This window comes from Devosia sp. WQ 349K1 (genome assembly GCF_016595685.1).
GTDB lineage: Bacteria > Pseudomonadota > Alphaproteobacteria > Rhizobiales > Devosiaceae > Devosia.
This window is the reverse complement of the sequence record NZ_JAENGO010000007.1, coordinates 21,130-40,303: the sequence shown is the minus strand read 5'-3', so window position 1 is coordinate 40,303 and position 19,174 is coordinate 21,130. Positions and strand designations below refer to the sequence as shown.

Here is a 19,174-nt window from a genome sequence, read left to right as displayed (position 1 = left end):
AGTCAGAACAGCGTGTTATGCGAAACGGTTAAACCAATCAGGCACATAAGCCGCCTTTTCAGCGCGCGCTACGTTCTGCGTGAAATAGGACAACAGCATCAAAACAAAGAGGGCTACCGCGATTTCAACACCGGGTATGCCCGCGGAAATATGAGCGCTCGCAGCGATGAGGAGGTGGTAGAAAAAACCTGCATAAGCAAGCTGCGCCAGCCAGACATGCTTACGAACCAGAACGGCCAAAACGCCTAACGGCTTCACAATCATCATCAGCGGCACGAGATAGGCAGGATAGCCGATCGCAACATACCCTGCTTGCGCACCGGCCGTGTCAGTGATGTAGGCAAATGTGCTCACCAGATAAATGGCGAGAAACATCGCGGTGCTGACCCAGTATATGATTTTACCAACCAATCGAGCCTCCTGCTCTAAGCTGTAGAGCAAGGATAACAAGGCCAGATTTACAGCAAGTAAATCAATGCTTTGTTAGGTTTTCAACGAGTGGCGCACGAGTGGCTGGCGCATGGGTCTGACCGGTAGACCAGAAATGGGCCCTGAGAAAATGCTCTGTCAATGTGAACGCATCCCGGATGTCGTCTGGCGACGCATTCCCACGTTCGAACAGAAAACTCGGCAATTTCAGGAGCCTATCACGATAGGGCTCCGCCGCCTCGCGGCATACGGCTCTGCCCGTTCGAGGAGAAACGTGGGTAAGGTCGTGTGTAGCCCCAGTGGCGCCGCATTGGGTGAGATCTAGCCCGAAACCCAATTCATCCAGCAGCGCGAGCTCAAACCGCACCAATGCAATCGCATCGGGTTTCGCATCGATCAAACGCAGGGCCATGCCCAACAGCCGATCGGCCGCCTCACGCTCCGGCAGGAGATGGAGATGCTCAAAAACAGTCTGCGCCAGATAGAGCCTATCGCGATCGGCAATTAGCTCGGCAGCGCGGGCATGAAGCAGCTCAACCGTGAAAAAGCCGAGCTGACTTTCAAGCCGCGAACGCCATGTCACTTGCAGCACATTGCCTGGCTGCAAAGCGGCCGCCAGTTTTGGCGACCGCCCTCCCCGGATCAGGCCCAGCTGACGCCCGCGCCCGGCCACCATCACCTCAGCAATGAGGCTGGTTTCACCTTGGCGTTTAGCGCCTATCAGCAGGCCTTCACCGGTCCATTCCATCGTGTGCTCGGGACAGCGCCCTACTTCTTATCAGAGGGGAATTCGAGGCCCATTTCCTGATAGCGTTCTGGATCTTCAGCCCACTTCTCGCGGACCTTGACGAAGAGGAAGAGATGAATCGGCACTTCGTACATGTCCATCAGTTCACGACGGCTGTCCGCGCCAATGGCCTTGATGGTCTGGCCACCTGCACCGAGCACGATCTTCTTATGGCTCTCACGCGACAGGTAGATCACCTGATCGATCTTGTAGGAGCCATCCTTCTGGATCTTAAAACTCTCGGTTTCGACCGTGGAGTTGTATGGGATCTCATCATGGACGCGCAGGAATAGCTTTTCGCGCGTCACTTCCGCCGCAGTGATCGCCATGGTCAGATCGGTCAAGTGATCTTCTGGGAAGTGCCATGGGCCCGGTGGGACGTGCTTTGCAGCCCAATCGATGAAGTCCTTGACGCCGTCGCCCTTGAGCGCGGACAGCATAAAAGTTGCTTCAAAGCGAAGATGCTCGTTGAGATCATGCGCGAGGTGCAACAGCTTTTCGCGCTGTACCTGGTCGATCTTGTTGAGGATCAGCACCTTTGGGTGGTTGATGTTCTTCAAGCCCTCAATGAGCGCTTCGATGTCGCTCGTGATACCGCGCTCAGCGTCGACGATGAAGGCGACGATGTCAGCGTCACCTGCCCCGCCCCAGGCGCTATCGACCATAGCGCGGTCAAGACGGCGCTTTGGCTGGAACACACCGGGCGTGTCAACGAAAACAAGCTGGGTCTGTTCAAGCGTCAGCACACCGCGCACTTGGCTACGGGTGGTTTGCGCCTTGTGAGTCACGATGGACACCTTCGTGCCAACCAGCGAGTTCAATAGGGTCGACTTACCGGCGTTGGGCGCGCCAACCAGCGCAATAAAGCCGCAAGCGGTGTCGGTCATTTCGATATTCTGTGTCATTTTGTTTCCTTCCAGACCTTCTGCAGGATCAGGAATTGTTCGGCGACGCGATGCTCGGCGATCTTCTTGGAAGGCCCTGTAGCTGAAATGCGTTCAAAGCCGGAAAGATCAACGGCGATCGTAAATTCTGGGGCGTGGTCGGGACCGGTGCGCTCGACAAGCGTATAGGCTGGGACTTCAAGCCCCCGCGCCTGCGCCCATTCTTGCAGGGTCGTTTTCGCGTCAGCACGGTTTGCCTGACCACCATCCAACACGCCTTCGAAATTGCGCTGGATGAAATGTGCAGCTGGGTCGAGACCGCCATCGAGATAGATCGCCCCGATAATGGCTTCCGTTACGTCGCCGAGAATTGCGTCCTTTTCAGCGCCGCCGGAGCGCGCTTCGCTGTCGCCGAGCACCATCTCTTTGCCTAAGCCAAGACGACGCGCGATGTCCGCGCAAGTTTCCTTGCGCACGAGCGTGTTGAGCGTACGGCTCAACTCGCCTTCGTTTGACTTTTCATAGCGTTGATAGAGCATGTCAGCGACGACGAGCCCGAGCACACGGTCGCCGAGAAATTCCAACCGCTGGTAAGAACGGTCAATGCGCTTTGCCGGAGACAAAGCGCTGGAATGGGTAAGGGCCCGCTCGAGCAGGTCCGGGTCGGCAAAATCATAGCCTAGCCGGTCCTGCAGCGCGGTCCGCGATTTAATACGTGATGTCATTAGTGAATGGACTGGAACATGCGATCCCAACGGACATTGGCAGGCCACTGCCAAATCTGCCACGGCGGCAGGTTGTCCTTGATGGAGAAGAAGCGTGCTTCCGCCTTTGCGATAAGGTTGACCGATGGGACATAGCCAACCTGGCTGAGCACGCGGCTGTCGGCCGAGCGGTCACGGTTGTCACCCATCATGAAATAGTGGTTCGCCGGCACAACATACTCAGGCGTGTTATCGAGCTGCTGATTGTCGCTGATTTCCTGAATGATGTGGCTCGTGCCTTCCGGGAAAGTCTCGCGGTAAACCGTGACTTCGCGGGTGTCGAAATTGGAGTCGGTATCCATGGCTTTGCCGATCTCTTCGCGCTCAACCATGGTGCCGTTGATGTACAGACGCCCTTCCTTAACCTGAATACGGTCGCCCGGCATGCCGACAATACGCTTGATGTATTCCATGTTCTGCGGAACGGGACGGAACACAGCAACGTCGCCACGGTTTGGATCACGACCCAGGATACGATTGCCGATTGGCAATTCGAAATCGAGCGCTGCGAAATTGCCATAGCGGCCAAGCGAGAACGAGTGCTTGCCGTAGCCCCAGACAAACTTGTTAGCGACGAAGTAGTCGCCAATCATCAGCGTCTGCTGCATCGAAGCGGTCGGGATCGAGAACGGCTGATAGAGGAAGAACCGCAGGAAGATCGCAATCGCCAGCGCTTCGACAACCACAATGATGGTATCGAGCCATTCGTTCTTTGCCGACTTAGGCTTGAGCGTTTTTTGGGGCTTGTCCGCAAGCTGGTTCATGTTTTCATCCGATAAGGCGCTGCCGAAGGGTTAGGCGTTTGCGCTGTTCTGGTCAACCTTGAGCGACCGGGAGAGCTTCAATGATAACGAAAGCCTGCGCTAAACCTGCGTCGTCGGTGATGGTTATGTGAATGTGGGGCTCGTGCCCCTCTGGCATCATCCGGGCAAGCGCTTTGGCTGCACCATTGGTGAGCTTCATGGTGGGCTTGCCACTCGGAAGGTTCACGACGCCCATATCGCGCCAATAAACGCCACGACTGATGCCGGTTCCCAAGGCTTTTGACATGGCTTCTTTCGCCGCAAAGCGTTTTGCGTAAGAAGCCGCCCGTTCAGCCCGACGGTCCGACTTGGCGCGCTCAATGTCTGTAAACACGCGATTGGTGAACCGCTCGCCGTGCCGGTCCAAAGTCGCCTGCACGCGGTGAATCTCGATAAGGTCAGAGCCGAGGCCGATGATCATACTCTTTCCCTTTGTGTGATCGCCTGTGACCCGAACAAGAAGCCCGAGCCACAAGCGTTCCGTCGTCCGGTTATTTTACGCCCTGAATGCCGCGCGAACCCGGCTTAACAGCTGGAATAGCGGCCAATTCTGGCGGGAGATTGTCCGCCGGATAGGCAGGGACCTTAAATTCAATCAACGAGATCAGCGGCACGCCAACATCGGCCTCGCCACCTGAACGATCAATCAGGCACGCAGCAGCCACCACATTGGCACCAATGCCGCGCAGCGCTTCCACGCACTCACGGATCGAAAGACCAGTCGAAACGATATCCTCCACCACGATGACCTTGTCATCAGGCGAGATTTCAAAGCCACGACGCAGCTCGAACTTGCCGTCGACGCGTTCTGTATAGAGCGCTGGCAGGTTGAGGTGACGCGAGGTTTCGTAACCTGGAATGATGCCGCCAATTGCTGGCGACACGACCTTGGTCACGCCCGGCACTTCAGCCTTGATGCGTTCGGCCAGAGCCTTGCAGAGTTTTTCCGTCTGATGCGCGTATTGGAAGACCTTGGCCTTCTGCAGGAAAACCGGCGAGCGCAGGCCTGAGGACAGAATGAAGTGTCCTTCCAGCATCGCACCGCATTCCCGGAAGATATCCAGAACTTCATCCCTATTCATCACGCGCACTCCTGTCGACTTTGCCGTCCCATTCTAGCGTAGAGATCATTCCCGCTTCACGCAGGCCAGCCCTCTGGACGGCAGAGAGGCCGGGGCTACGCTTGAGCGTTGCCAGAACATCGGTGAGCTGCGCAAGGTCGCGCACCTCGATTTCAAAGATCATCTGGTGGAAGTCAGGCGAAATCATCCGCATGACAAGGTTATTGATGTTCGCATCGCATGACGCGATGGCGGTCGAGATCTGCGCCAGAGAACCCGGGCGGTTGACCGATTCCATCGAGATCACCAGCGCGTAGAGCTTATCTGGTGCGTCCGCGGCAATGTTCCAGCGCACATCTACCCAGGCCACATCGCTATCATGCATAGCGATGAGCGCTTCGGAATGTGCCGGATAGATCATAAGCGGTTTTTCGGGCTGCAGAATGCCAATCAGGCGATCCCCCGGAACAACCCCCTCCCCCGACACCACAACAGCGGTGTGGAAGTCGAGCTGCTTGAGCGCACGCCAAGCTTCGGAACCTTCGAGGTGCCCACCCGCGACGCGGAAGCGGAAATGATCGGTCGCGCGCAGCGCAAACCAGCCATCAGCCGTATCAGCCACAGGAAGCTCCAACTTGCGGCGGCGCTTGCGGATGCCCTTAACCTGCTCAAGCGCAGTGCCCAGCTCTTCCGAGCCAATCTTGCCTTCGCCCAGCGCGATCAGCAATTCACGCTTATTGGGCTGGTTCAAAGCCTCAGCCAATGCCTGCGCTTCGCTGTCTTCCAGCATCACGCCTTCACGGTCGAGCAGCAGGCTCAGCACTTGCTCGCCAAGCGCCAAGGCACGCTGGGTTGCTTGCTGACGCACAGCGCGACGGATTGCAGCACGCGCCTTGCCGGTCGCAGCAATGCTACTCCAATTGCTTGGCGGGCGATGATTGTGGTCGCGCATAATTTCCACTTCGTCGCCCGACCGGAGCTGGGTAACGAGTGGCAGAATAAGCCCGTTGATCTTGGCCCCGACGCAGGTATCACCGATGTCGGTATGCAACGCATAAGCGAAATCGATTGGCGTGGCGCCGCGAGGCAAAGCAATCAGACGGCCACGCGGGGTAAAGCAGAACACCTGATCCTGGAACAACTCCAGCTTGGTATATTCGAGGAATTCTTCGGTCGGGATACCCGAGGTCAGATGGCTAATTGTCTGACGCAGAGAACCATAGGCCGCCGATTCCATTTCAATGCGCGATAGGCTCGCGGAAGCACCGTCCTTATAGAGCGCGTGAGCCGCGATACCGAACTCAGCGATCCGATCCATCTCTTCGGTGCGAATTTGCAGCTCAACACGCTGCCGGCCCGGCCCAACAATGGTGGTGTGGATGGACTGGTAGTCGTTGTTCTTCGGAACAGAGATGTAGTCCTTGAACCGGTTCGGCACGACCTTCCAGGTCGTGTGCACCAGACCCATGGTCCGATAGCACTCTTCGACTGAACCAACGACGACGCGGAAACCAATGATGTCCGAGAGCTGCTCAAGGGCAATCGACTTCCGTTCGATCTTGGAAAAAATCGAATACGGGGCCTTCACCCGCGCCTTTACCCGCGCCACGATCCCCGCATCGGCGAGACGATCGGTCAGTTCATTGGAAATGGAAGCGATAATCTCGCGGTTCTCGTCCTCAAGTTCCTTGAGGCGGGATTTGATGGCAGCGTAATGATCGGGCTGCAGGATCTTGAACGAGAGATCCTCCAACTCGTTACGCATATCCTGCATACCCATACGCCCCGCGAGAGGCGCGTAGATATCCATGGTTTCTTGGGCAATGCGCTTCTGCTTGTCCTCGCGCATGAAGTCGAGCGTACGCATGTTGTGCAGCCGATCAGCCAGCTTTACCAGCAACACGCGGACGTCCTGGCTAATCGCCAGCAGCAGCTTACGCAGGTTTTCCGCCTGGGCTTCTTCACGCGAGACGAGATTGAGGCGCTCAATCTTGGTCAAACCATCGACAATGGCCGCAATTTCCGCGCCAAAGAGTTGATCGATCTCCGCGCGTGTCGCGTCGGTGTCTTCGATAGTGTCGTGCAGGAGGCCAACGGCCACCGAAGCGTCGTCCAGCTTCAACTCTGTGAGAATTGCGGCGACTTCTAGCGGATGATGGAAATAGGGGTCGCCAGACGCGCGCTTTTGCGAACCATGCTTCTGCATGGCGTAGACGTAGGCCTTATTCAACAAATTCTCGTCGACGTCAGGGTTATACGCCTGAACGCGTTCGACGAGCTCATACTGTCGCATCATGAAAGTAGCCGCGGCTCTGGGGAGGAGAGCTTAGCGCCTGCACTAGAAATGAAAAGAGCGCCCAGTTCGAAAACCGGACGCTCCAGATATAGCTTGAACTGGCTAGCCCGCAAGCGGGATCAGTCGTCGCGACGCTCCGGCGGAGCAAGGCTCTCGATACCGCGCAGAAGTTCTTCTTCCGAAATGGTGTCGAAGTTGATCGAATCGTCGTCGCCGGCGCTTTCGATCATCGGAGCGGCGCTATCTTCCGGCTCGTCGACTTCAACATACTTCTGCAGCGAGTGAATCAGATCCTCGTGCAGGTCGTCTGGCGAGATCATGCCGTCGCCAATTTCACGCAATGCAACGACAGGATTCTTGTCGTTATCGCGAGGAACGGTGATCTGTGCGCCTGAGGAAATCATGCGCGCGCGGTGAGCGGCCATGAGGACGAGGTCGAAGCGATTCTCGACCTTTTCAATGCAGTCTTCAACGGTGACGCGTGCCACGAACGTCTCCACTTTTTATTAAAGGGAATGAAGGGCCGGAATACACCAAGGGCGGCTGCTTGACAAGCGGAAGCGAAAACACCAGATGCGGCGATCTCACCGTTGCTCGCCGATCAAAAACGTGCGAATACCGAACTTAAGTTATCCACACAGTATATTGATTTCGCCAGGCAAGTCCTAGGCACTCTTTGAGGGGTTTATAATGGCTATTGATCCACGTGAGAAGATTGCCCTCTTCATTGACGGTGCAAATCTTTATGCCACATCAAAAGCTGTCGGTATCGACATCGACTATCGCAAGCTACTTACTGAGTTCAGCGGCAAAGCTTATCTATTGCGCGCAAACTATTACACGGCTCTAATTGAGGATCAGGAATATTCCTCTATTCGCCCGCTCATCGATTGGCTTGATTACAACGGCTACACCGTCGTCACCAAGCCAGCAAAAGAGTTCACAGATGCTACCGGCCGCCGCAAAGTCAAGGGCAGCATGGACATCGAACTCACCGTTGACGCGTTAGAGCAAGCTCCATTCTACGATCACATGATCTTGTTCTCGGGCGACGGTGATTTCACAGCGCTTGTGGCTTCACTTCAGCGCCGCGGGAAACGTGTCACAGTGGTCTCGACCCTATCGAGCCAGACGCCGATGATTTCGGACGATCTGCGTCGTCAGGCCGACTTCTTTATGGATGTGGCTGATTTGGCGAAAACAGTGGGCCGCCCACCACAGGCGCCACGCCCGCACGAAGAATAACAAAAAGCCCGGATCGCTCCGGGCCTTTTTTTATCCTCGTCCGCCTTCTTTCATGATGCGGGCTTTGTCGCGATTCCAATCCCGATCACGGGCCGTCGCGCGCTTGTCGTAATTCTTCTTACCCTTGCCAACGCCCAGCAGCAGCTTGGCGCGACCTTGGTCATTGAAGAACAACTTCAGCGGCACAATCGTGTGCCCTGCCCGCGCCACATCCTGATCCAGCTTGGCCAACTGCTTCTTGCTCACCAGCAATTTGCGCGGACGGCGCTCAAGATGGTTGAAACGGTTTGCCTGCAGATATTCAGGGATATGCGCGTTGATCAGCCACAGCTCCCCCATCTCTGGAGAGGCGTAGGATTCGGTGATTTGAGCCTTGCCTAAGCGAAGAGACTTCACCTCGGTGCCGGTTAAAACCACACCGGCCTCAATGGTATCGCCGATTTCATAATCAAATCGAGCACGGCGGTTTTCAGCCACGAGACCGTGGCTGATCCAACCGTTCTTGCTCTTGTCGTTCTTTGCCTGTGCCATAGACCTTAGATAAGGCCTGCGTGGCGCATTGCAAAGTCCATTGCGTCTTGCGTTGCTTGGCTCACAGGCACAAGCGGCAGCCGCATTTCATTCGCACACAGATTGAGACGATTACCGACATACTTCGCAGGCGCCGGATTCGGCTCCATGAAAAGATCACGATGCAGGTAAGCCAACTTATCGTTGATTTCGCGCGCCGCAATGAAGTCACCCGCCAGCGACAACTCCTGCATTTGCGAGCAGAGAGCTGGAGCAACGTTTGCTGTTACCGAGATACAGCCCATGCCGCCATGCGCATTAAAGCCCAAAGCGGTGCTATCGTCACCGGACAGCAGAATGAAGTCTTTGCCCAGCTTCTGGCGCTGGATGGACGCGCGTTCGAGATTGCCCGTCGCATCCTTCACACCAATGATATTGCTGTGCGCTTCGTGGAGACGCGCAATGGTGTCGACGGAGAGATCAACGACAGTACGGCCCGGCACCGAGTAGAGAATGACCGGGATACCGATGGACTTTGCGACAGCCGAGAAATGCTGGAACAGGCCTTCTTGGTTCGGCTTGTTGTAATATGGAACAACCGACAAAACCGCGTCAGCGCCTGACTTTTCGGCGTGCTGAGCCAGAGCCACAGCCTCGGCCGTTGCATTCGAGCCTGCACCAGCCAAGACCGGTACGCGCTTGTTGGCGACTTCGATACAGATGTCGATGATGCGGTTGTGCTCTTCGTGGCTAACCGTCGGGCTTTCGCCGGTCGTGCCAACCGGCACCAGACCGCGCGTCCCCTGCGAAATCTGCCATTCGACAAAGCTAGCGAAGGCTTTCTCATCCACTACCCCATCGCGCATGGGAGTGATGAGTGCCGTAATCGAACCTCGCAGCATTTTGCCGATATTCCCTAATTATCGCCAGCCCTTTGCTGGCGTGATTCCAATCTTGCCTGCACACGCGCGGCGCAGGATGCGCTGCACCATACTTTCAACAGTGCGTCGCCACAAGACAAGCAAATGGTGCTTGTGGGTCCTGTCCGCAGATCGATAAACAAGAAGCATGGACATGTTACTGCGACGCCACCGAACCACGCCCGCCGATCACTCAGCCTTCGCTGGGCTGGATGTCACTTGCGTCCCATTACACGATGGAAAGACCCACGCAGCAGTCCACATCAGGGGAAAGTTCGAACCCGGACGGCCACCTTTAGTTTGCCTGGCAGGCTACCATCGCAACATGGCGGATTTCTCCGGGTTTCTGGACATTCTCCAAAAGACCAAGCTGGCTGATTGGCCATTGATATTAGTGGACTTTCCCGGCCGCGGGCGAGCCGACGACCGTTCGAAGATCGAGGATTACAACTCGCTCAATGACGTTCGCGACCTCGAGGATGTTCTGGCCAGTTTAGGAATCGGGCGCGCCATATTTTTTGGACAAGGGCACGGTGGCCAAATCGCCATGCTCTATGCCGCCCGTCATCCAACCCTGATCGCAGGCACAGTTCTGGTCGACGCCGGTCCGGTGACCGATTCGCGTGGCTTAGTGCGTTTGCGTAGCAATATTGCCCATATTGCCTCGTGGCAGGGGCAAGCTGTGAGTTCCGGCTTCCGCCGCATCCTTGGGGGCGACTACCCCGAGCTCAGCGAAGTTGCGCTCGATAGTCTCGCCAAGCGCACGCATAGCACCGGCAAAAAAGGTCGGGCCCTCCCGCTATTCGATGAGCGGCTCATCAAACGCCTCGACCAGTTTGATTTTGACGATATTCTCGTGCCTCAATGGCAGCTGTTTGACACCCTTCAATGCGCGCCGCTGCTAATTTTCCGTACGCAACTTACGGATCTTCTGCGTCGGGAAATCTACGAGGAAATGGTGCGCCGCCGCCCTGACGCGACCGCACTCACCATTTCGGGGCAAGGCTCCCCTGCCCTTTTCGAACACTTCGAAGAGGTCGAAACCATTGTCAGCTTCATCGGCCAGATCACCCAGCCGCCGTCGACTCGCACGCGCCGCTAGATCTCTAGTCGCGCAGCCTAATGACGATCCGGCGGTTCGCCGATTTCCCAGCCTGCGTATCGTTGGCCGCTACCGGTACAGTCTCACCGTAGCCAATCGCGTAAAATCGCTCTTCAGCGATGCCGCGTCCCACAAGTGCCTTAACAACGGCTTCGGCGCGCATCACTGACAGGATAAGATTTTTCTGATCGTCGCCGTCGCTGTCAGTATGGCCCTCAACCTCTACGGCTGCGTGTCCGCATCCCTTCAAAGCTTGGGCAAAGAGGTCCAACTCAGCTGAAGCCGATTCAGCAATCACCGACGAACCTGACCGGAAAAGTATGGCGTTGTGCGCAGAAAGCTCCGCCAAGCGCGCCACACACTCGTCGCGAGACATTGTCACCGTCACGCTTACGGCACTGTCGCCACCCAGCTCCGTTCCCAGGCGTTGCGCGACGTCATCCGACCCGACTTCGCCGGTCAACGTCCAATCACCATCACGCAACTCTAAGCGGCCTTGATCAAGTTCCATAAGGGACCGCATGCCAGACTGAAGCTTCGCGCCAAAATCGTCGGGTGCATTGCCCGATACAGCTAAGCGATCGACAACGACGCCTGACAGATTGCTCAAGTAGCGCAAGGTCGCCTCCGACGGCACCTGCCCGCGAAACGACAAGGCACCGCCAGGCACTTTGACGGCCACGAAACTGAAACTGCCCGGTGCAGAAACGAGAGTGGTAGGGCTTGGCGTCGCCGTTTCGGCAGCGCCGGATGGAGTTGTGGCTGTGCCCGCTTGCCCGTGAACCGTACTCACAAAACCTGCAATACAAACAAAAACAACACCAGGGGCCGCTCGCTTGAGCATGTCCTTGATCATCAACTTAATTCCAGATTAGCGCCGCAACACCTGAACCTACCAAAGCCGAGGGGACATACCAAGCACGACTTCGTCACTGAGGCTTCGCTCAAGCATCGAGTGCTTACTTGAATTCCTTCCCGGCGCGGACTGTTAGCTTATATCCGCCCTCGGTGTTGAACTCGCCTTTCAAGTGGCCAGTGACGCCGCCACCTGGCGTCACGTTCACATGGGCGCCAACGTATCCCACGACATCATTGTGGAAGGCACCAGCGACTTTCTGTTCAGCGATCTTCGAGCCAAAATAGACACCAGCCTCAGCGCCGACCGCGAAAACTTCCGTCATGACAGCGTTCACCTGCCCAGCCACCTGCCCCGTCACCAGGCCCGTGCGACCGTCGATAAAAGCGCGCGTACCGACATTGCCTGAAACATACCTATGTAACGGGAAGCCAACCGACGCACCAAAGCCGTAGTCTATGAAGTTCGTCCCGAACAGCGGGCCATCATGAATAAGTTCGGACGATAAGGCGAAGGTCAAACTTCTAAAGCGCCCTTCGGCGGAGGCCATAGCGTCAATGCGATCAATGCCGTCATGCTTTGCGTTCGCATGGTATGCGACTGCGGATCTAAGGCTAAAACCATCGAAATATGCGGACGCACCGCTATGGAGCATCCAAGAACGGTCCGCACTGCTGAGGTCGAATAACAGGCCAGTTAAATGCCCGGAGAGACCATCGCGATTATAGGCGATAGAAGCCACCCCAGTGCCGCCAGTGTCAGACCCAATCGCCTCAATACCGCCAGCAATGGTCCACTGATTGTTCAAGCGAGAGGTTGCATGCACGACATGCCCGCCAATCTTCTCGCTGTCATTGTCAATGCCGACGCCACCGCCTTCATACGAAGAGGTATTGAACAGACCGAGATAGTTAAACGGCCTGTCGTTACCAAATATGGCAACCGACCCCTTCTTCCCAATCATCAACTTGGTCGCATCACCAATCTCAACAAAAGCCTCGTCAATCTTTAGCTCATTGCTTCCGCGCGACGACGCCATTGGGCCGTCAGTGGTGTAGCCAACTGCACTGCCCCAGTACTTCTGCTCTTCCTCGGTGCCAATCTGAATAACCGCACGAGAGGGGCCAAAATCCGTTTCAGAGACATCGACCAACTTCAGCCAAGTCTTGACCTTGGTATTCCAATCGACGCCATAACGCCCGACGGGCAATTTAGTGTCGTGAGACGTCCGTGCGATAACAACGTCATCCCGAAACTGGCCCAACTCCAGCTCATAGGACACACCACCTCGCAACTGCAGACAGTGAGTATCTGAGGCCAGCGTCATGCCGGGCACGCCGAGGTAGTCGCAGGTGCTCAACTCCTGCAACACGCCCAATCCCTGCGCCTGCACAACACCAAACTCCTGCGCCGCAACGAACGGCGCTGGCGCAACCAGAGCACAGGCAAGAAGGAAAAGTCGCTGATTTATCAAAGTTTTGCCCCAAGACGAAGTCTAGCAAACTGCAACGCCGCAGCGCAATGGCCAGTGTGGTTACAGCTCAGCCAGCCTTAGCCCACACGCATTAACGGGTCATAAACCATAACGCAGAAGGTTGGAAACAGTTCACAATTCTGGAGCGGTCACGATGATTTGCAGACCACGGGAATGACGCACGATTGGTCCAAAAAGTGAATTGCGATGTCGAAATTCTTTCGATCACTGATCCACTTGGGCGTTGCGCATGCGAGCAAATACCCTCGCCCACACAGAACGAAATTCTCAAACTACCCAGCGGACGCTCGTATACCGGTCGCCCAACCAAACCGGATAGGGCGTTCACTCGCCCAAACCACTTAGTCGACCACCAAGTCAACGCCCGGATATCGTTCGGGGATATAGCCCCACATTATGGCAAGCTTCGGCACGAACGTGGCAGATGTCGATAACACGCTAACCACCGCCAGCAAACTCCACGGACCGATAACCACGCATCCGGCCCTTTGTGAGTTACACGCTCGGTCAGTTAGGAATAGCGTAAAAAGAAAAGGCCCGGCGTGAGCCGGGCCTTTCCCAATTCAAAGCTAATCCAAGGATTACTTGAATTCCTTCGCAGCCTTGAAGGTAACCTTGTAAGCGTTTTCGCTGTTGACGGTACCTTCGAGCGAGGAGGTGAAGCCACCACCTGGTGCCCAAGCAAGACCAACGGTACCATAGATAACGTTGTCGTTCTTGAATACGCCAGCAGCCTTCTGAGCCTGGATCTTGTCACCGAAGTAACCGCCGATTTCAGCAGTTGCCTTGATGGTTTCAGTCAGAGCAGCAACGAGCTGTGCCGATACCTGGGTGGTGTTGAGGTTTTCAACGCCAGCGTGGAAGTAACGAGCGCCGAGGTTGATCGAAACACCTTCGGTAACTGCGAAGCCAGCCGATGCGCCGAAGCCGTAGTCGGTGAAATCACCAGCTGGGCGGTTCGAAACGTTCAGAACTTCAGCCGAAGCTGCGATGGTGAACAGGTCGAACTTACCTTCAGCCGAGATCAGGGCGTTCAGGTGGTTGTAGCCGAGGTAGTTAGCGCCGCCGATGAGCGACTTGTTCAGGTACGATACCGCAGCGCGGACCTTGAACGCGTCGAACTGGCTGGTAACGCCAGCATGCAGCATCCAGGATTCAACGTTGCTGTTGAGAACTTCGAATGCAGCTGCAGTGAGGTGCGCAGTGATACCTTCGCCAGCGTATTCAACAACGCCAACTACAGTACCTGGACGCTTGCCAGCAACGTTCACATCGTTGCCAAGGGCTTCGAAGCCCAGACCAACCTTAACGCCATCAGCTACTTCGGAAACAACCTGAATTACGTTGCCGCCGAGCAGATCGGAGTCACCGTCGAGGCCAACACCAGCACCGTCGATCGATGCAGAGTTGAAGAGACCGAGGAAGTTGAATGGAGCGTCGTCACCGAGGTTCGCGATCGAACCCTTCTTACCAGCCATGATGGTGGTGGTGTCGCCAACCTGAACGAAAGCTTCGTCGATGAAGACGAATTCCTTTTCAGTGTTGGTGGTGGTGCGTGGCGTACCAGTGGTACGGAAACGCTGGTCGCTCTTCAGCTTGATGGTTGCCGAAGCTGGACCGAAGTCCGAAGCTGCAGTGCCAACAGCCTTGATCCAGGAGATAGTACGGCTATCCCACTGTTCACCGTTGAGAGCAACAGGAACCTTACGCGAATCGTGAGTTTCCGCAACTACGCCTTCGTTACGGAACTGGCCGATGCCGAATTCGTACGATACGCCGCCGGTGATCTGGAGGCAGTTGTCCGAGGACGAGAGGGTCAGGCCCGAGATGCCGAGCGAGTCGCAAACGTCGAGCGAGGTGAGAACGCCGAGATCAGCAGCGTAACCAGCGGTCGAGAGACCAGCAGCAGCAACGGAACCGAGGATAAGGCTCTTGAGTTTCATTATTGACCTCCAAAGTCAGTCATATTTTTGTGCCGGTTACCCAGCGGTTTGTCGTAACGCGACCACACTATTCGTGGTGCAGTGTGTTGTCGTCGCGTCGCGACCGACAAACGATCCCATGCATGGATTCGCAAGACCCACTCTACGCAACCCGGAGGCGTACGCAATCGTTCAGAAGCGGTTTTGGTGCGAGGTGGGGTTCGTAGCGGAGAGGTTGTTGCAGATTCAGCACACACTCAGTGACGAACTGTTAACTGCGGTTAATTTTACCTTAACTCGGCACTTTAGTAGATGACGGCACCACGATTATTGGCGCCAGAAATCTAGGATTTAGAAACAATGAGGGCGCGGCAGGTATCCTGCACGCGCCCCAAACTGGTTAAGCTGCGTAGACGCAACTTCCATTAATCCACGTCGACTGGACAGCTCTCTGGTCATCTAAATGAACGAAGTTGCCGACGGCCTTAGCGCCCAAATGGCCATGCTCATTGTCGATGCCAAGCGCTTGCGCCGCATAGAGCGAGGCCATCCGGAACACCTCTTCCGCATCCACACCAACGACATCGATCACATAGGTCACCGCATCGATCATATCGAGATCGGCACCAGCCAAGGTTCCATTGGCCAGACGCAATGCGCCATCTGCACGGGTGATGGTGCGACCGTTTAAAATGATTTCCTGTAGATCGGTGCCCGTTTGGGACATGGCGTCTGTAACAAGAAACACCTTGCCCGAACCTCGTTTAGCGCGCAGTGCCACGCCGATCGAAGCAGGATGGGCATGAATACCGTCGGCGATCAGCCCAGCGGTAACGCCTTCGCTGTCCAAGACAGCCCCTACAACACCAGGCTCGCGGCTTCCCATTTGACTCATGGCATTAAACAAGTGCGTCGCCATGGAAGCGCCAGCTGAGAAGGCCTGCTTTGCCATGTCGAAGCTCGCATCCGAGTGTCCGATACTGACGATAGCCCCAGCCGCAACGAGCCGTTCGATCTGCGCCGGCGGCACTGTTTCAGCCGCCACAGTGCAAATGAGGTTCGGCAATGTCTGCGCCGCGTTGACCAGTCGCTCCTCATCTTCGCTATCCATGGGGCGGATGAGCGCAGGATCGTGGGTCCCTTTACGCGCTACGGCCAGATGCGGTCCCTCGAGATGCAGACCGATAAAGCCGGGTACGCGTGCAGCGTCCGCTGCAACGCCTGCGGCAATTGCCTGCTCATTGACCTGAGCCGTATCGGTGATCAGCGTTGGCATGAGCGCGGTCGTGCCAAACTGATGGTGTGCTGCGCAAATCGTGCGGATAGACTCAAGCGTTGGCGCGTTATTGAAGAGGATGCCACCGCCGCCATTGACTTGAAGGTCGATGAAGCCAGGCACAACCATGCCAGCCCCCAAGTCAGTCACCTGTGCGTTCGACGGGACAGCAGCTTGGTCGACAATGCCCGCGACATAACCAAATTCGACCAGCAATGCGGCCTTCTCGTGCCAGACATGACCATCAAAAATGCGATCACAGGTGAAGGCTTGGATATCACTCATTCTTATACGTCACTTGCTTGAGCCATCAGCTCGTCGGGAAATAAGTCGATTAGGGAGGTTTACGCGCTCAGTCGCAACTCAGCGACAAAGTCATAAGCGTCCCCGCGATAGATCGAGCGCGTGAACTCAACCACACGCCCAGTTTTTAGATAGGAAAGCCGCTCGATCTGCAGACCCGCTGAGCCGATCGGCACTTGCAGCAGCGCCGCATCAGTCTCGCTGATATTGGCCGCGCGGATGCGCTGCACTGCACGCACCGGGCGCGCTTCGCGAGTCTCGAGAAATTTGTAGAGCGAGTCGCCGATCTTGTTCGGATCGGCGATGAGTTCCGCCGAAACACTCGCCCGCTCGATCGCCAACGGCAGATCTTGGTGTAACCTCAGGCGATTGATACGAGCTACTTTTTCGCCTGCTGAAAGCCCGAGCGACATGGTTTCTTCAGGCGACGGCAGGAACACGCCCCGTTCCAACCATTCCGACCGCACGATCATCCCACGCCGAGCCATATCATCGGTAAACGAGGTGAGCTGCGACAGGGATTGCTCAACCCGTTCAGTGTGCGGCGCGACGAATGTGCCCGAGCCATGGCGCTGTACGAGAACGCCTTCTCCGACCAGTTGCTGCACCGCCTTGCGCACCGTCACTCGAGACACGTTGGCGCGGATCGCCAGATCACGCTCTGACGGCAGGGCATGACCGGGGACGACTTCACCCGCCAAAATTACGCCCTCTATCCAGCGTTTCAATTGCAGATAGAGTGGCCCCCCGCGAGGCAGGACAACAGGACTATTGCCGAAAAGACCTTCAGGCGCAGTGCTCATGGGACCATCTTGTACCATGCGTTTACTGCTAATCAATACCAATCACATACCAGCTAAGCTCGTCATCGACTTTTGCGATACGGCGCGACTGGCGCTGTTATCTCGACCAAACGTTTGGAGACCGCAATGCCCCAGCCCCGTACCGAGCAAAAGAACAAAAACGCCAATGCGTTAGACCTTCGTTCAAACGCAGAGATTCTGACGCTGTTCGCTGATGGTCAGATTGCGGCAGCACAGTGCGTGTCAGCGACGATCCCCTCTATCGACGCAGCAGCCACCATTGTCGTCAAAACTCTGCAAAGCGACGGGCGTCTAATTTATGCAGCCGCTGGCAGCTCCGCGCTCATGGCCTTGGCCGACGCCCTTGAATTGCCGGGCACATTTGGCATCCCCCAAGAACGCATCATCGTCTTGTTCGCCGGAGGATCGGATATGCTGCGCCACCTGCGCGGCGGCCCTGAGGACGACGCCACCGCGGGCGCTGCGGAAGCGGAAACTCTCCATTTGACCGATGCTGATTGCGTCATAGCCATTTCTGCCAGTGGCAGCACCCCCTATGCCGTTGCCGCGGCGCGGGTTGCCAAGTCTCATGGCGCGCAAGTGATTGCTATCGCCAACAATTCAGACAGCCCTCTGGGAAGTTTGGGTGATGCCTCCATTGTTCTCGGCACACCACCGGAAACTATCGCGGGGTCAACCCGCATGGGCGCAGGCACCGCACAAAAGATCACGCTCAACATGATCTCCACACTGGCCGCTCTTCGGCTTGGGCACATCTATGATGGCTATATGGTCAATGTTGTCGCCGACAACGCGAAATTGGTCACGCGCGCTCAGACCATGATTACCGAGATCACAGGCGTCTCATTTCCAGAAGCGCAAGCGGCGCTTGAGCGGGCCAAACTCGCAGTCAAACCAGCCATTCTGTTGGCGGCGGGCGCGCCAGATCTTGCCAGCGCAGAGACACTCCTGAACACGCATTCCGGGCAACTCCGCCCGGCCCTACGTGCGCTCGCACACCCCTAGTGCCACGCAAAGACGATTGACAGACGCGCGGCTTGCTGTAGATGTATTTTACGTTTGTAAAAAACATGATCAGCCATGTCAGAGCCGCAGTCGCGCAATAAAGACGATGACCCTCGCTTCCTCAGGACACGACGTGCCCTGTTGGACGCGGTAGTTGCGTTAGTGGATGCAGAACCGTCACAGCCCATTTCCATCACGAAACTGGTGGAGACAGCTGGAGTTACGCGCCCGACGTTTTATCAACATTTCCCTGACGTTTCCTCAGCTCTGCAGCGCGCAGCACTTGAACGCGTCGCCACCGTATTACCGCCATTCACTGGGGTCTGCACACCAGAGACCATCGAGCAGACCGTGACGCAACACGCCCTGCCCGCGCTCATTCACATCGACGCCCACCGCCCCTTCTATTTGCGCTCTATCGAAGGCGCAGCCACCGCGGCGTTCTTCGAAGAGCTCGTTCAATTCGTCAGCCAGCGCATGCTCACCCGTACGACCGACGATCTCAGTCCCCTAGCCAGTGAAAAACTCAGCCAACTCTCTGACGTTATCGCAGGCGGGTCGATGTGGCTGGTCGTGCGTTGGATCCGCGGCGACCTGCAGGGCACGCCCGCCGATCTCGCGGCGCGCATGGCAGATACCGCTCGCCTCCTCTACCTCGCTCAATTCCTCCCGGCTGAAGGACGCTAAAGCCG

At 56.5% G+C, this 19,174-nt stretch carries 20 protein-coding genes; 4 read left to right on the top strand and 16 right to left on the bottom strand.

Translation table 11 applies throughout. The features are described 5' to 3' along the window. Positions 1 to 15: 15 nt before the first annotated feature. From JHL21_RS14195 to rpoZ, 9 genes are all read right to left on the bottom strand, one after another. A complete protein-coding gene (locus JHL21_RS14195) occupies positions 16 to 411 on the bottom strand; it encodes a DoxX family protein (protein WP_200214174.1) in 396 nt (131 codons plus the stop codon). Between the two features lie 61 nt (positions 412 to 472). Further along, positions 473 to 1,177, bottom strand: coding sequence for a DNA repair protein RecO (recO, locus tag JHL21_RS14190; protein WP_169196076.1), 705 nt, complete (start codon positions 1,175 to 1,177; stop codon positions 473 to 475). A gap of 20 nt (positions 1,178 to 1,197) precedes the next feature. Then, positions 1,198 to 2,121 (bottom strand): GTPase Era, encoded by a 924-nt coding sequence (gene era / locus JHL21_RS14185; RefSeq protein WP_169196075.1) that lies wholly within the window; start codon positions 2,119 to 2,121, stop codon positions 1,198 to 1,200. Continuing rightward, positions 2,118 to 2,825 carry a ribonuclease III gene (gene rnc / locus JHL21_RS14180; RefSeq protein WP_169196074.1) on the bottom strand — a complete coding sequence of 236 codons (708 nt, stop codon included), beginning with the start codon at positions 2,823 to 2,825 and terminating at the stop codon, positions 2,118 to 2,120. Before rnc ends, era begins: the two co-directional genes overlap by 4 nt. Continuing rightward, positions 2,825 to 3,628, bottom strand: a complete 804-nt coding sequence (lepB, locus tag JHL21_RS14175) for a signal peptidase I (RefSeq protein ID WP_169196073.1) — start codon at positions 3,626 to 3,628, stop codon at positions 2,825 to 2,827. The genes rnc and lepB overlap by 1 nt, the downstream gene beginning before the upstream one ends. Positions 3,629 to 3,680: 52 nt before the next feature. Continuing rightward, the gene (acpS, locus tag JHL21_RS14170) at positions 3,681 to 4,088 is read right to left on the bottom strand and encodes a holo-ACP synthase (protein ID WP_169196072.1); all 408 of its coding nucleotides are present in this window, start codon (positions 4,086 to 4,088) and stop codon (positions 3,681 to 3,683) included. A 70-nt stretch (positions 4,089 to 4,158) separates the two neighbouring features. Further along, positions 4,159 to 4,749 carry an orotate phosphoribosyltransferase gene (pyrE, locus tag JHL21_RS14165; RefSeq protein WP_169196071.1) on the bottom strand — a complete coding sequence of 197 codons (591 nt, stop codon included), beginning with the start codon at positions 4,747 to 4,749 and terminating at the stop codon, positions 4,159 to 4,161. Then, positions 4,742 to 7,024, bottom strand: coding sequence for a bifunctional (p)ppGpp synthetase/guanosine-3',5'-bis(diphosphate) 3'-pyrophosphohydrolase (locus tag JHL21_RS14160; protein WP_200214173.1), 2,283 nt, complete (start codon positions 7,022 to 7,024; stop codon positions 4,742 to 4,744). Before JHL21_RS14160 ends, pyrE begins: the two co-directional genes overlap by 8 nt. 119 nt (positions 7,025 to 7,143) lie before the next feature. Next, positions 7,144 to 7,512, bottom strand: a complete 369-nt coding sequence (gene rpoZ, locus JHL21_RS14155) for a DNA-directed RNA polymerase subunit omega (RefSeq protein ID WP_169196069.1) — start codon at positions 7,510 to 7,512, stop codon at positions 7,144 to 7,146. A gap of 202 nt (positions 7,513 to 7,714) precedes the next feature. Between rpoZ and JHL21_RS14150 the strand changes: the two genes are divergently transcribed. Further along, positions 7,715 to 8,269 (top strand): NYN domain-containing protein, encoded by a 555-nt coding sequence (locus JHL21_RS14150; protein ID WP_169196068.1) that lies wholly within the window; start codon positions 7,715 to 7,717, stop codon positions 8,267 to 8,269. Between the two features lie 30 nt (positions 8,270 to 8,299). Here JHL21_RS14150 and smpB read toward each other — a convergent pair whose 3' ends face one another. Together smpB and dapA are read right to left on the bottom strand one after the other, a co-directional pair. Next, positions 8,300 to 8,800 carry an SsrA-binding protein SmpB gene (gene smpB, locus JHL21_RS14145; RefSeq protein ID WP_169196067.1) on the bottom strand — a complete coding sequence of 167 codons (501 nt, stop codon included), beginning with the start codon at positions 8,798 to 8,800 and terminating at the stop codon, positions 8,300 to 8,302. A 5-nt stretch (positions 8,801 to 8,805) separates the two neighbouring features. Continuing rightward, entirely contained in the window at positions 8,806 to 9,681 is an 876-nt protein-coding gene (dapA, locus tag JHL21_RS14140; RefSeq protein WP_169196066.1) for a 4-hydroxy-tetrahydrodipicolinate synthase, read from the bottom strand. A gap of 166 nt (positions 9,682 to 9,847) precedes the next feature. Here dapA and JHL21_RS14135 point away from each other — a divergent pair, with 166 nt between their 5' ends. Next, positions 9,848 to 10,801, top strand: coding sequence for an alpha/beta fold hydrolase (locus tag JHL21_RS14135; protein WP_367948199.1), 954 nt, complete (start codon positions 9,848 to 9,850; stop codon positions 10,799 to 10,801). Between the two features lie 4 nt (positions 10,802 to 10,805). Here JHL21_RS14135 and JHL21_RS18055 read toward each other — a convergent pair whose 3' ends face one another. The 5 genes from JHL21_RS18055 to JHL21_RS14110 all read right to left on the bottom strand — a co-directional run bounded on the left by JHL21_RS18055 (position 10,806) and on the right by JHL21_RS14110 (position 17,456). Beyond that, positions 10,806 to 11,594, bottom strand: coding sequence for an OmpA family protein (locus JHL21_RS18055; protein ID WP_200214170.1), 789 nt, complete (start codon positions 11,592 to 11,594; stop codon positions 10,806 to 10,808). A 166-nt stretch (positions 11,595 to 11,760) separates the two neighbouring features. Beyond that, positions 11,761 to 13,131 carry a hypothetical protein gene (locus tag JHL21_RS14125; RefSeq protein WP_200214168.1) on the bottom strand — a complete coding sequence of 457 codons (1,371 nt, stop codon included), beginning with the start codon at positions 13,129 to 13,131 and terminating at the stop codon, positions 11,761 to 11,763. Between the two features lie 602 nt (positions 13,132 to 13,733). Further along, positions 13,734 to 15,095, bottom strand: coding sequence for a hypothetical protein (locus tag JHL21_RS14120; protein ID WP_169196062.1), 1,362 nt, complete (start codon positions 15,093 to 15,095; stop codon positions 13,734 to 13,736). Between the two features lie 379 nt (positions 15,096 to 15,474). After that, a complete protein-coding gene (gene nagA / locus JHL21_RS14115; RefSeq protein WP_200214167.1) occupies positions 15,475 to 16,635 on the bottom strand; it encodes an N-acetylglucosamine-6-phosphate deacetylase in 1,161 nt (386 codons plus the stop codon). Between the two features lie 59 nt (positions 16,636 to 16,694). Continuing rightward, the gene (locus JHL21_RS14110; protein ID WP_200214165.1) at positions 16,695 to 17,456 is read right to left on the bottom strand and encodes a GntR family transcriptional regulator; all 762 of its coding nucleotides are present in this window, start codon (positions 17,454 to 17,456) and stop codon (positions 16,695 to 16,697) included. Between the two features lie 72 nt (positions 17,457 to 17,528). On the opposite strand from JHL21_RS14110, the gene JHL21_RS14105 reads away from it, so the two are divergent. Together JHL21_RS14105 and JHL21_RS14100 are read left to right on the top strand one after the other, a co-directional pair. Then, on the top strand, positions 17,529 to 18,482 hold the full coding sequence (locus JHL21_RS14105) for an N-acetylmuramic acid 6-phosphate etherase (RefSeq protein WP_367948198.1): 954 nt from the start codon (positions 17,529 to 17,531) through the stop codon (positions 18,480 to 18,482). Between the two features lie 75 nt (positions 18,483 to 18,557). After that, entirely contained in the window at positions 18,558 to 19,169 is a 612-nt protein-coding gene (locus JHL21_RS14100; RefSeq protein WP_200214162.1) for a TetR/AcrR family transcriptional regulator, read from the top strand. Positions 19,170 to 19,174 lie beyond the last annotated feature (5 nt).